This is a genomic window from Agromyces selenitireducens (genome assembly GCF_052748465.2).
Map to the genome: position 1 here is coordinate 2,011,515 of NZ_CM188259.1, position 12,053 is coordinate 2,023,567.

Consider the following 12,053-nt stretch of genomic DNA (forward strand, 5'->3'; position numbering starts at 1 on the left):
CCCGTCACGTGCAGCCGAACGGTCAGCGGACGTCGTCGTCGACCCAGTCGAAGGTCTTGGTGACGGCCTTCTTCCAGAGGCGCAGCTGGCGCTCGCGCTCGTCGGCGTCCATCTTCGGCTCCCAGCGGCGGTCCTCCTGCCAGTTGGCGCGGAGCTCGTCCAGGTCCGACCAGAAGCCGACGGCGAGCCCCGCGGCGTACGCGGCACCGAGCGCGGTGGTCTCGGCGACGACCGGGCGGATGACGGGCACGCCGAGGATGTCGGCCTGGAACTGCATGAGCGTGTCATTGGCGATCATGCCGCCGTCGACCTTGAGGTCCTCGAGGTCGACGCCGGAGTCGGCGTTGACCGCGTCGAGCACCTCGCGGGTCTGGAACGCCGTCGCCTCGAGTGCCGCGCGCGCGATGTGCCCCTTGTTCACGTAGCGGGTCAGGCCGACGAGCGCGCCGCGGGCGTCCGGACGCCAGTACGGGGCGAAGAGCCCCGAGAAGGCGGGCACGAAGTACGCGCCGCCGTTGTCCTCGACCGTCTTGGCAAGTTCCTCGATCTCGGGAGCGCTCTGGATGATCCCGAGGTTGTCGCGCAGCCACTGCACGAGCGACCCGGTGACGGCGATCGCGCCCTCGAGCGCGTAGTGCGCAGGCTGGTCGCCGAGCTTGTAGCCCAGGGTGGTGAGCAGGCCGTTCTTCGAGTGGACGATCTCGGTGTCCGTGTTGAAGATCAGGAAGTTGCCCGTGCCGTAGGTGTTCTTCGACTCGCCCTTGTCGAAGGCCGCCTGGCCGAAGGTCGCGGCCTGCTGGTCGCCCAGGATGCCCGCGACCGGCACCTCGCGGAGCAGGCTCGAGGACTCGACGTTCCCGTACACCTCGGAGGAGGAGCGGATCTCCGGCATCATCGAGCGCGGGACCCCGAACGTCTCGAGGATGTCGTCGCGCCACGAGAGCGTCTCGAGGTCCATGAACAGCGTGCGGCTCGCGTTCGTGACATCCGTCGCGTGCACACCGCCGTCCGTACCTCCGGTGAGGTTCCACAGGACCCAGCAGTCGGTGGTGCCGAAGAGCAGGTCGCCCGCCTCGGCGCGTTCGCGCGCTCCGTCGACGTTCTCGAGGATCCAGACGATCTTGGTGCCCGAGAAGTAGGTCGCCAGCGGCAGGCCGACGTCCTGCTTGAACCGCTCGACGCCGCCGTCGGCCGCGAGGCGGTCGACGATGGGCTGCGTGCGGGTGTCCTGCCAGACGATCGCGTTGTACACCGGCTCGCCGGTGTTCCTGTCCCAGACCACGGCCGTCTCGCGCTGGTTGGTGATGCCGACCGCGGCGATGTCGTGCCGGGTCAGGTCGGCCTTGCCGAGGGCCTGCCCGATGACCTCGCGCGTGTTGCGCCAGATCTCCATCGGGTCGTGCTCGACCCAGCCGGCCTTGGGGAAGATCTGCTCGTGCTCGAGCTGCCCGGTCGAGACGATCGAGCCCTTCTTGTCGAAGATGATCGCGCGCGACGAGGTGGTGCCCTGGTCGATCGCGAGGATGTAGTCGGCCATGTCGGATTCGTACCTCTCTGTACCGTTGGTGGTTCGATTTCAGGTGAAGCGGATGTCGCGTGGCGCTCGTCTCCGATCGACGAGGGGCCGGTCGCCGACCGGCCCCTCGTCGCGCTCAGAACTCGATGGGCAGCAGCGGGATCGCCGCCCAGCCGGCGAGCACGCCGCCGATGACGGGGCCCACGACCGGGACCCACGAATACGCCCAGTCGGATCCGCCCTTGCCCTTGATCGGCAGGATGGCGTGCGCGATGCGCGGGCCGAGGTCGCGGGCCGGGTTGATCGCATACCCGGTCGGGCCACCCAGGGAGGCGCCGATGCCGACGACCAGCAGGGCCACCGGCAGTGCGCCCAGCGCCGCCAGGCCCGACGCGTCGCCGTTGCGGCCGAAGCCGATCACGACGAACACCAGCACGAACGTGCCGATGATCTCGGTCACGAGGTTCCAGCCGTACGAGCGGATCGCGGGACCGGTCGAGAACACGCCGAGCTTCGCCGCGGGCTCGGGCTCGTCGTCGAAGTGCTGCTTGTAGCCCAGCCAGCACACGACCGCACCGAGGATGGCGCCGACCAGCTGACCGCCGATGTAGGTCAGCACGCTGAGCGGTCCGACCTCGACCGTGGTGCCGACCGCGGCGTTGCCGAACTCGGGGACGCCGTTGGCGACCAGGCCCAGCGTCACCGCGGGGTTGATGTGGGCGCCCGACGCGAAGGCGACGATGACACCGGCGAAGACCGCGAGGCCCCAGCCGAAGTTCACCAGCAGGAAGCCGCCGCCGAAGCCCTTCGTCTTCGTCAGGGCGACGTTCGCCACGACGCCGCAACCGAGGAGCACGAGCATGGCCGTACCCACCAGTTCAGCGAGGAACAACACACCGAGATTGTCCACGTTGACCTTCCATCCTTTCGCCGTGCCCCGACGGGCCGCGCCCAGGGGCGGAACTGCGCCCACACTACCGGCGGCTCTCACAAGCGGGGAAGGGGTTCCGCATTTTCTGCGAAAGCCCTTTCACCCACGCCGTCGGCAGGGGTAGCTTGACGGGGGAGTGCTGCGTCGGCGCCGACGGGCGAGGGGTCCGGGCACGCGCAGCCGAGGGGAAAGGGACGCTTCGTGAAGAAGATCATCAATGACCCGAAGCGCGTCGTCGACGAGTCCGTCGCCGGATTCGCGCTCGCGCACGCCGACCTCGTCACGGTCGCCACCGACCCGATCCACGTCGTGCGCGCCGACGCACCGGTGCAGGGCAAGGTCGGCATCGTCTCGGGAGGCGGAAGCGGCCACGAGCCCCTTCACGCCGGATACGTGGGGCACGGCATGCTCGACGCCGCAGTGCCCGGTGCCGTGTTCACGTCGCCCACGCCGGATCCCATCCTCAACGCCACGAAGGCCGTCGACGGCGGCAAGGGCGTGCTGCACATCGTGAAGAACTACACCGGCGACGTGCTCAACTTCGAGACCGCAGCCGACCTCGCCGCCGCGGACGGCATCGAGGTGCGCGCCGTGGTGACGAACGACGACGTCGCCGTCAAGGACTCCCTCTACACGGCCGGCCGACGCGGCGTCGCGGGCACAGTGCTCGTCGAGAAGATCGCCGGCGCGGCCGCCGAACGGGGCGACTCGCTCGACCGGGTCGCCGAGGTCGCCGAGCGGGTCAACGCCAACGCCCGCTCGATGGGCATGGCGCTGACGCCGTGCACGGTGCCCCACGCGGGGGAGCCGAGCTTCACGCTCGCGGAGGACGAGGTCGAGATCGGCATCGGCATCCACGGCGAGCCCGGCCGCGAACGCATCAAGATCGAACCCGCGGACTCGCTGGTCGACCGCCTGATCACGCCGGTCCTCGAGGACCTGCCGTTCTCATCCGGCGACCGCGTGCTGCTCTTCGTCAACGGCATGGGCGGCACGCCGCAGGTGGAGCTGTACCTCGCGTACCGGCGTGCGGCCGAGGTGCTCGAGGAGCGCGGCATCCGCATCGAGCGCTCGCTCGTGGGCAACTACATCACCTCGCTCGAGATGCAGGGCTTCTCGATCACGCTCCTGAAGCTCGACGACGAGATGATCGAGCTGTGGGACGCCCCCGTGCACACCGCCGCCCTGCGGTGGGGTCGCTAGGGGCGCCGCGGTGGGACTCGACATCACCTGGGCGGTCGACTGGGTGCGACGCAGTGCTGAATCCATGTCCGTGAACCGCGTCGAGCTCATCAACCTCGACCGGGAGATCGGCGACGGCGACCACGGCGAGAACATGGATCGCGGCTTCCAGGCCGTTCTGCCGAAGCTCGACGACCTGCCGGCGGGGTCGACCCCGTCCGACGTGCTCAAGCTGCTGGCCACGACCCTGATCTCCACGGTCGGTGGTGCAGCCGGCCCGTTGTACGGCACGGCCTACCTCAAGGCCTCCGGCGCCGTCGGCGGTGAGGTGTCGCTGGATTCGGCCGCGATCGTGAGGTTGCTGGAATCCGGACGAGACGGCATCGTCATGCGCGGCAAGGCCGAGCTCGGCGACAAGACGATGGTCGACGCGTGGTCACCGGCGGTCGACGCGGCCCGCGAGGCGGCCGACGCGGGGGCCAGCGCCGCGGAGACGCTCCGCGCCGCAGCGGACGCCGCCGCGGCCGGCTCCGACGCGACGATACCGCTCGTCGCCCGCAAGGGGCGCGCGAGCTATCTCGGCGAACGTTCGGCCGGGCATCGCGACCCGGGGGCGCAGTCGACGGCCTACCTGATCGACGCGGCGGCCGCCGCGGCGTCCAACGGGACCAGTGCCTGACGCCGCCGGCGCCGAACGCGTCGGCATCGTCTTCGTGTCGCACTCCGCGCAGCTCGCCGAGGGACTCGTCGACCTCGCCCGGCAGATGGCGCCGACCGTCCGCCTCGAGGCGGCCGGCGGTACGGACGACGGTCGTATCGGCACGAGCTTCGACAAGGTCACGGCGGCGATCGGGGCCGCGGATGCCGGCGCCGGGGCGGTCGTGCTGTGCGACCTCGGCTCGGCGATCATGACCGCCGATACCGCGCTCGAGTTCCTCGACGACGACCAGCGCGCGCGTGTGCGGATCGCCGATGCGCCGCTCGTGGAGGGCGGCGTCGCGGCATCCGTCAGTGCGGAGTCCGGCGAGTCTCTCGATGCCGTGGTACGCGCCGCCGAGTCGGCGGGTGGGGGTGGGGGCGCGGACGAGCCGACCCGCCCGGGCGATGCGGGGTCGACGGGGATCAGCCGCCGCGTGACGCTGACCAACGCCGACGGGCTGCACGCGCGACCTGCCGCCGAACTCGTCAAGCTCGCGAGCACGTTCCCGCAGACCGTGACGGTCAACGGCATCGACGCGAAGAGTCTCCTGTCGATCATGGCGCTCGGCCTCACGCAAGGGGCCGAGGTGGAGATCGCGTCGGACGATCCGGACGGCGCCGCAGCGGTCGACGCGATCGTCGCGTTGGCCGAATCCGGCTTCGGCGAGCACTGAGGCAGAGGTCGCGACCGCGCCGCTCGCGTCATCCGGCGGCGTCACCGCTGGTACGACGTACCGCCCGCCCCGCGGCGCGCCCGAACGACGCCGCGGGCGACGACCGCAGCCGCGGCCGCAGCGGCGGAGCCCCACACGGCTGCGGCGCCGATCGCCGTCGCCGCGCTGGGCGCGACGATCGACTCGCCTGCGAGGGCCTGGACCGTGACGACGGCGGTCGTCGCGGCCGCGAGCACGGCTGCGATGAGCACCAGACCGAACCGCACGCGGGGATCGGCGAGCACGGCGACGCGACGGCTCGCCCACTCGAGGGCCATGACGAGCACGATGAGCGCCTGCAACGCGTGCATGCCGACGAAATGAGGGATGCGCAGGTCGCCGGCCACGGTGCTCCACCCGAGCACCGGAATGCCCGGGCCTCCGTCGGCGACCCCGACGGAGTGCGCGCCGGCGATGCCGCGGAAGTCGGCGAGCTGCTCGGCGGTCGGGCTCGTCATCAGGAACGCGAGGGCCATGCCGCCGAGTGCGAGGATCGCGCCGGCGCGGATCGCGAGCGTGCGCGCCGCATCGCCGAGCGGCGCCCGGAACAGCGCGAAGGCCACGACGAGCGTGGCGATCCAGACCACGACGATGGACGCCGCCATCGCCGACCACAACGCCGTCGCCAGCGGCGTCGACACGTTGAAGTGGCTCGTCGTGCCGGCGACGACCGCGCCCACGATGACGACCATCTCGACGACGAGCGCGGCCGCGCTGATCGTGCCCGCCCACCACGACACGCGGCGGAGGCGCCCCCGAGTGAGCCTGATGAGCCACGAGAGGGTCACCGCGTAGATCGCGATCGAGAGCGAGAACTTGAGCGGCTTCGCCCAGATCGGCTGGCCGACCAGCACCCGGTCATCGAGGAGCAGGCCGACGACGCTCGCGCCCGCGAGGGCGACCATCGCGATGGTGAGGATGAGGAGCGGCCGGTGCAGGGGTGCCGCGAGGACGACGTCTCGTCGTGCCCGCGACGACGGGCTCGGTGCGTCGGTCAGGGTGGTCATCGAGAACTCCTCGTGCGTCGGATCGCTTCGGCCCGTTCGGGCTCGTACCTGATGGTGGAGACGTGCTCCTGCGCGGCTCGCCGGAGCGCCGCGAACAGCGCGTCGCCGAGCGCCGTGCCGACCACGACGGTCTCGGCCTTCTCGTCGCGGGTGGCACGGGCTTCGACCATGTCGAGGTCGGCCTCGGCGACGATGAGGGCCGCTTCGACGTATCGGCGATACCAGTCGTCGGCATCCCGCTGGCCGACCCCCTCGATGGCCCGGATGACGGCCGCGGTCGCCGTGCGTCCCGGGTTGTCCTGGTGGATCGCGAACCCGCCGAGCAGGTCGTCGGCGCGCTCGAGTGCGGCGGCATCCACTTCTCGTTCGTCGATTCGAGCGGATGCCGCTCGCTGGGCGACGCCGAAGACGTGGGGGAGTGGCAGGTCGGAGTCGATCGCGCCGATCACCTCGCGCGCGGTCGCGACGTCGAGCCCGCCCGGGCCGAGCAGCGCCCGGATGAGACGGATGCGACGCACGTGCTCGTCGCCGTACTGCGCCTGATTCGGGCTCGTGCGGAGTCCGGGCGGAAGCAGGCGCTCACGCAGGTAGTACTTCACGGTCGCGACCGGCGTGTCGGTGGTTCGGCTGAGCTCGGACATCCGCATATGGATACTATAACTATCGATAGTGACTTTGTCCATATTTTCCTCGCGGGCCGTCGCCCCGCGGGAGTACCATCACGCCATGGCACGCGAAGAGGCGGGCCCCGACACTCGAAACGCGTTCACGCGGTTCTTCGATCGCGTCGACCGGGTGATGACCCCGGCATTCGAGTCGCCGACGGTGGCCCCAGAGGAGCCCGACGACCGCAGTCAGTCGGGGGAGAAGCCGTGTCCGCTCTGCGGACACCCGATGTTCGAGCACCGCATCGACGAATCCACGTCGAACGTGCTGCTCGAATGCCCGACCGACGAGCGGCTGCCCGAACCCGCGGCAAGCGGCCCGCTCAATGAGTACGGCATGCCGGCCAGCGACGAGCGCCTGGAGAAGCTGAGGCGTCGCTCCGAGAAGCGTTCCTGAGTCCGATCATCCGCCTCCGGGCATCCCGGGGCCGTACTGCTGCGGTTCCCGGACACTGAAGCCGCGCCATTGTGAAGCGACTTCAGTGAATTGCCCTTGTGCGCCGCCCAGCCCGACGAGGGGATGCGTCCCCTGGTTGAACGGACATAATGTGCATTATCGGCGCATTACGGCGGGCCCGAACTTCAGCGCACGATACGCGCTGAGGTCGAAGGACCCTATGCGATCGGGTGCTCATCCGTGATCATCGAGACCGATGCCGACGCACCGAGATGCGCGCGCACTGGGGGCGAGATGATGTTGAGCGAACCGGGACCGGCGCCGAGAGGCCCGGCCTGGCGGGCGGTGGCACGTTGCGTCGGAGCGAGCATGGTGATGCTCGTTCGTCGGCGGGTCCACCTGCCGCGCGGCCAAGTGGGGCGCGTGCTGCGCTTCGCTGACGGGAGCACCGCCCGCGTCTACCGCGAGACGACGGTCGACCGGAGGCCGCCCGTGGACCCGTGCGTGCTCGTCGTCGCCTTCAGGCTCCGCCTGATCCGTGGCCGTCGGATGCACCGCGCCTTCGAAGCGGAGAGCCTGCTCAACACCCCGCTGTTCGTCGGGTTCCCGGGGTACGTGTCCAAGCTCTGGTGCACGCATGACGGCTCCGGGGTCTATCGCGGGCTCTACGAGTGGGACGGCCCTCAGCTGGCCCAGCAGTACGCCGCATCGCTCTGGCGGGTCCTCGAACTGGGAAGCGTCCCCGGCTCGATCCGCTACCAGGTCGTCCCCGGATTGCACCGCGACGACGTCCTGGCCCGCGAGCGCGGCGTGGACGTGGAGTGGGGTGTCGAGTTCCTCGGCCTGGACGGGCTTCCGTCTGAGGAAGGGATGGTGTCGGCGCGCCTCCGCGCGGCCGACGGGACGGCTGAGCAGCTGCCCTGCCGGTTCGTCGCCGGGTGCGACGGCCAGTCGAGCTCCGTGCGCCGCCTCGTGGGCGCGGAGTGGTGCGGGGCGCCCTACCCGGTGGAGGCGATCCTCGCGGATGTGGAGCTCGGCACGGCCTTGGAGCCGGGCGTGCTCCACGTCGCGGTGGGAGATGCCGGGCTGGCGTTCCTGTTCGCGCTCGGCGAGGGTGCCAGCTGGCGGATGCTCGCGACCCGCCCCGCCGACGTCCCGCCGCATGGGCCGTTCGGGCAGCTGGGTGAAGGCGTGCCACCCGAGGAGGTGCGTCGTCTCATCCGCGAGTCGCGCCTCGGGGCGACCATCGACGACGTCCGCTGGTCGGCCCGAGTGCCGCTCCAGCACCGAGTGGCGAAGCCGTTCCGACGCGGACCGCTGTTCCTCGTCGGCGATGCCGCTCACGCGCATTCGCCGGCCGGCGGACAGGGCATGAACAACGGAATCCTCGATGCCGTCAACCTGGGATGGAAGCTGGGCCTCGCCGCCTCGGGCGACGCTCACGAGCGGCTGCTCGAATCGTACGACCAGGAACGGCGACGAGCCGCTCACCAAGTGCTTGCGCTGACCCATCTGATCTTCTTCGGCGAGGCATCGGCGAACCCCGCCGCCCGGCTCGCCCGGGGCGTGCTCCTGCCGTATGCCGCTCCCCTGCTCCCGGGACTGCTGCGGCGGCGGCATGTCACGGCGGCCGGCGTCCGGCTGCTCTCCCAGCCGTTCGTGCACTATCGGAACAGCAGCATCTCCCGAGACGCCGAGCCACGCGCCACGCGTTGGCCCCGCCCGGGCAACCGACTCCCCGACGCGCCTGCCACCATCGGCGGTCGTCGGGGTCGACTCCACGAACTGACGGCGGCACCCGGCATCCACGTCCTCCTCGAACCCGATGCGCCATGCGACCCAGGGATGCTCGGCGGGCAAGCGCCGAATGGTCCAGTACGCGTCCACCGTCTCGTCGGCCATCCCGGGCGTGGCGTGGTGGCGGTGCGCCCCGACGGCTACGTCGGCTTCCGTTGCGGCGAGACCGACGACAGGCTCGGCGACTGGCTCCGCCTGGTGGGCGCAGTGCCGAGCGCGATGCGCGACCTGCGTCGACCGCCGAATGCTCCTCAGGAGTGATGCCGGTCAGCCGACCGCCTTCCTCACGAGCTCGACGATCGCCTTCTCCCCCGCCGGCGTCAGCTCCGTGAGCGCGTACGCTGCGGGCCACATCTCGCCGTCATCGAGCATGGCGTTGTCGTTGAAGCCGAACGTGGCATACCGGGTCTTGAACTTCAGCGCGGGCTGGAAGAAGCAAAGCACCTTGCCGTCCTTCGCCCACGCCGGCATTCCGTAGTAGGTGCGCGGCGCGAGCTCCGGCGCGTGCTCGGTGATGAGTTCGTGCAGCCGCTCCGCCATCGTTCGGTCGGCGCCCTCGAGCTCGGCGAGCTTCTCGAGCAGGTCGGCGCGGCCGTCCTGCTTCTTCCCGCGGCGCACCTCCTTGGCGCGGGCCTTCATGGCATCGCGTTCCTCGTCCGTGAAGCCCTCGGGGTTCTCGTCGCGCGCCGCCGTCTTCTTCGTGTCAGCCATGGCCGACTCCTTTCAGCTCTTCGGTTCGGGTCGATGCCAGAACGGTCATCGGCCGACGTAGTCGGCGAGGTGCTGCCCGGTCAGCGTCGTGCGACCGCCGACCAGATCCGCCGGGGTGCCCTCGAACACGATGCGGCCGCCGTCGTGCCCGGCGCCGGGCCCGAGGTCGATGATCCAGTCGGCGTGCGCCATGACCGCCTGGTGGTGCTCGATCACGATGACCGACCTGCCGGATGCGACGAGCCGGTCGAGCAGGCCGAGCAGCTGCTCGACGTCGGCCAGGTGCAGGCCGGTGGTGGGCTCGTCGAGCACGTAAACCTGCCCCTGCTCCCCCATGCGGGTCGCCAGCTTCAGTCGTTGCCGCTCACCCCCCGACAGCGTGGTAAGCGGTTGCCCGAGCGAGATGTACCCGAGGCCGACGTCCGCGAGCCGCCGCAGGACGGCGTGTGCCGCCGGGATGCGCGACTCCCCCGTTCCGAAGAACGACTCCGCCTCCGACACGGGCATCCCGAGCACCTCGCTGATGTCGCGTCCGCCGAAGCGGTACTCGAGCACGGACGCGTCGAATCGCCGTCCTTCGCAGACCTCGCAGGTGCTCGCCACACTCGCCATCGGGCCCAGGTCGGTGTAGATGACCCCGGCACCGTTGCAGTTCGGGCATGCTCCCTCCGAGTTCGCGCTGAACAACGCCGGCTTGACGCCGTTGGCCTTCGCGAACGCCTTGCGGATCGGTTCGAGCATGCCCGTGTAGGTCGCCGGGTTGCTGCGACGCGACCCGCGGATGGCACCCTGGTCGACCGACACGACGCCGTCGCGCCCGGCGACCGAGCCGTGGATGAGCGAGCTCTTGCCCGATCCGGCGACGCCGGTCACCACCGTCAGCACGCCGAGCGGGATGTCGACGTCGACGCCCTGCAGGTTGTTCGCGGACGCGCCGCGGACCTCGAGCGCGCCGGTCGGCGTGCGCGTCGAGGACTTGAGCGTCGCGCGGTCGTCGAGATGGCGGCCCGTGAGGGTGCCGCTCCCCCGCAGCCCGTCCACCGTGCCCTCGAACACCACCTCGCCGCCGGCGGAGCCGGCGCCCGGGCCGAGGTCGACGACGTGGTCGGCGATCGCGATCGCCTCCGGCTTGTGTTCGACGACGAGCACGGTGTTGCCCTTGTCGCGCAACTGCAGGAGCAGCCGGTTCATTCGCTGGATGTCGTGCGGGTGCAGCCCGACCGTGGGCTCGTCGAAGACGTACGTGACATCCGTCAGCGACGACCCCAGGTGACGGATCATCTTCGTGCGCTGCGCTTCGCCCCCCGACAGCGTTCCCGACGGACGCTCGAGCGAGAGGTAGCCGAGGCCGATCTCCACGAACGAGTCGAGGATCTGCCGCAGCGTCGAGAGCAGCGGCGCCACCGACGGCTCGTCGAGGTCTCGGACCCACTCGGCGAGGTCGCTGATCTGCATCGCACAGGCGTCCGCGATGCTGATGCCGCGGATCTTCGAGGACCTGGCGCCCTCGCTGAGCCGGGTCCCGCCGCACTCAGGGCAGGGCTTGAACGTGACCGCGCGCTCGACGAAGGCCCGGATGTGCGGCTGCATCGCCTCCCGGTCCTTGGAGAGGAACGACTTCTGGATCTTCGGGATGAGCCCCTCGTAGGTCATGTTGATGGACTGCAGCCGGACCTTGGTCGGCTCCTTATACAGGAAGTCGTGGAGTTCCGCCTCCGTGTAGTCGCGGATCGGCTTGTCCGGGTCGAGGAAACCCGACTCGCTGAAGATCCGGACCATCCAACCCTCGGCGTTGTATCCCGGCACGGTGAGGGCTCCCTCGGCGAGCGACTTGCGATCGTCGTAGAGCTGGGTCAGGTCGATGTCGGAGACCGTCCCCATGCCCTCGCAGCGCGGACACATGCCGCCGAGCTGGCTGAACTCGGCCGTGACGGCCTTGCCGTCGCCGCGTTCGACCGTGATCGACCCGCTCCCCCGCACGGTCGGGATGTTGAACGAGAAGGCCTGGGGCGACCCGATGTGCGGCCGGCCGAGCCGGCTGAAGAGGATCCGCAGCATCGCGTTCGCATCGGTGACCGTGCCGACCGTGGAGCGCGCGTTCGCGCCCATCCGCTCCTGGTCGACGAGGATCGCCGTCGTCAGACCCTCGAGGACGTCGACGTCCGGGCGCGCCAGCGTCGGCATGAAACCCTGGACGAACGCACTGTACGTCTCGTTGATCATGCGCTGCGACTCGGCGGCGATGGTGTCGAACACGAGCGAGCTCTTGCCCGACCCCGAGACGCCGGTGAACACGGTCAGCCGTCGCTTCGGGATCTCGACGCTGACGTCCTTGAGGTTGTTCTCGCGCGCCCCCCGCACGCGGATCAGGTCGTGGCTGTCGGCGACGTGCTGCGCTGTGCCCGACGCACGCTCGGTCCCGGTCGTCGTCATCG

The 12,053-nt window shown here is 70.2% G+C and carries 11 protein-coding genes; 5 read left to right on the forward strand and 6 right to left on the reverse strand.

All coding sequences use genetic code 11. The annotated features are described in order from the left end of the window. Nucleotides 1-22: 22 nt before the first annotated feature. A complete protein-coding gene (gene glpK / locus ACULK4_RS09335) occupies nucleotides 23-1,537 on the reverse strand; it encodes a glycerol kinase GlpK (protein ID WP_501043307.1) in 1,515 nt (504 codons plus the stop codon). A 115-nt stretch (nucleotides 1,538-1,652) separates the two neighbouring features. After that, nucleotides 1,653-2,378, reverse strand: a complete 726-nt coding sequence (locus ACULK4_RS09340) for an aquaporin (protein ID WP_501043384.1) — start codon at nucleotides 2,376-2,378, stop codon at nucleotides 1,653-1,655. Between the two features lie 270 nt (nucleotides 2,379-2,648). On the opposite strand from ACULK4_RS09340, the gene dhaK reads away from it, so the two are divergent. Genes dhaK through dhaM form a run of 3 tightly spaced genes read left to right on the forward strand, consistent with a single transcriptional unit; the run spans nucleotide 2,649 to nucleotide 5,002 of the window. After that, nucleotides 2,649-3,650, forward strand: coding sequence for a dihydroxyacetone kinase subunit DhaK (gene dhaK / locus ACULK4_RS09345; protein ID WP_445964158.1), 1,002 nt, complete (start codon nucleotides 2,649-2,651; stop codon nucleotides 3,648-3,650). Between the two features lie 10 nt (nucleotides 3,651-3,660). Beyond that, on the forward strand, nucleotides 3,661-4,308 hold the full coding sequence (gene dhaL, locus ACULK4_RS09350) for a dihydroxyacetone kinase subunit DhaL (RefSeq protein ID WP_445964159.1): 648 nt from the start codon (nucleotides 3,661-3,663) through the stop codon (nucleotides 4,306-4,308). Next, nucleotides 4,301-5,002, forward strand: coding sequence for a dihydroxyacetone kinase phosphoryl donor subunit DhaM (gene dhaM, locus ACULK4_RS09355; protein WP_445964160.1), 702 nt, complete (start codon nucleotides 4,301-4,303; stop codon nucleotides 5,000-5,002). Before dhaL ends, dhaM begins: the two co-directional genes overlap by 8 nt. Before the next feature lie 41 nt (nucleotides 5,003-5,043). On the opposite strand, the gene ACULK4_RS09360 is transcribed toward dhaM, so the two are convergent. Together ACULK4_RS09360 and ACULK4_RS09365 are read right to left on the reverse strand one after the other, a co-directional pair. Continuing rightward, a complete protein-coding gene (locus ACULK4_RS09360; protein WP_445964161.1) occupies nucleotides 5,044-6,048 on the reverse strand; it encodes a hypothetical protein in 1,005 nt (334 codons plus the stop codon). Next, nucleotides 6,045-6,731, reverse strand: coding sequence for a MerR family transcriptional regulator (locus ACULK4_RS09365; RefSeq protein ID WP_501043308.1), 687 nt, complete (start codon nucleotides 6,729-6,731; stop codon nucleotides 6,045-6,047). The genes ACULK4_RS09360 and ACULK4_RS09365 overlap by 4 nt, the downstream gene beginning before the upstream one ends. 43 nt (nucleotides 6,732-6,774) lie before the next feature. On the opposite strand from ACULK4_RS09365, the gene ACULK4_RS09370 reads away from it, so the two are divergent. Continuing rightward, complete coding sequence (locus tag ACULK4_RS09370; RefSeq protein WP_445964163.1) at nucleotides 6,775-7,110, forward strand: hypothetical protein; 336 nt, start codon at nucleotides 6,775-6,777, stop codon at nucleotides 7,108-7,110. A gap of 369 nt (nucleotides 7,111-7,479) precedes the next feature. Next, nucleotides 7,480-9,168: an FAD-dependent monooxygenase gene (locus ACULK4_RS09375; protein WP_445964164.1), complete on the forward strand. Its 1,689-nt coding sequence runs from the start codon at nucleotides 7,480-7,482 to the stop codon at nucleotides 9,166-9,168. Between the two features lie 6 nt (nucleotides 9,169-9,174). Here ACULK4_RS09375 and ACULK4_RS09380 read toward each other — a convergent pair whose 3' ends face one another. Further along, nucleotides 9,175-9,618 (reverse strand): iron chaperone, encoded by a 444-nt coding sequence (locus ACULK4_RS09380; RefSeq protein ID WP_445964165.1) that lies wholly within the window; start codon nucleotides 9,616-9,618, stop codon nucleotides 9,175-9,177. 45 nt (nucleotides 9,619-9,663) lie between these two features. Next, nucleotides 9,664-12,051 (reverse strand): ATP-binding cassette domain-containing protein, encoded by a 2,388-nt coding sequence (locus ACULK4_RS09385; RefSeq protein ID WP_445964166.1) that lies wholly within the window; start codon nucleotides 12,049-12,051, stop codon nucleotides 9,664-9,666. Nucleotides 12,052-12,053 lie beyond the last annotated feature (2 nt).

Bases quoted from the DNA above. Each gene is read 5' to 3' on its own strand.
- ACULK4_RS09385 (WP_445964166.1), bottom strand. From the start codon at position 12,051: ATGACGACGACCGGGACCGAGCGTGCGTCGGGCACAGCGCAGCACGTC.
- ACULK4_RS09360 (WP_445964161.1), bottom strand. From the start codon at position 6,048: ATGACCACCCTGACCGACGCACCGAGCCCGTCGTCGCGGGCACGACGA.
- glpK (WP_501043307.1), bottom strand. From the start codon at position 1,537: ATGGCCGACTACATCCTCGCGATCGACCAGGGCACCACCTCGTCGCGC.
- ACULK4_RS09340 (WP_501043384.1), bottom strand. From the start codon at position 2,378: ATGCTCGTGCTCCTCGGTTGCGGCGTCGTGGCGAACGTCGCCCTGACG.
- ACULK4_RS09380 (WP_445964165.1), bottom strand. From the start codon at position 9,618: ATGGCTGACACGAAGAAGACGGCGGCGCGCGACGAGAACCCCGAGGGC.
- ACULK4_RS09370 (WP_445964163.1), top strand. From the start codon at position 6,775: ATGGCACGCGAAGAGGCGGGCCCCGACACTCGAAACGCGTTCACGCGG.
- ACULK4_RS09375 (WP_445964164.1), top strand. From the start codon at position 7,480: ATGGTGATGCTCGTTCGTCGGCGGGTCCACCTGCCGCGCGGCCAAGTG.
- ACULK4_RS09365 (WP_501043308.1), bottom strand. From the start codon at position 6,731: ATGGACAAAGTCACTATCGATAGTTATAGTATCCATATGCGGATGTCC.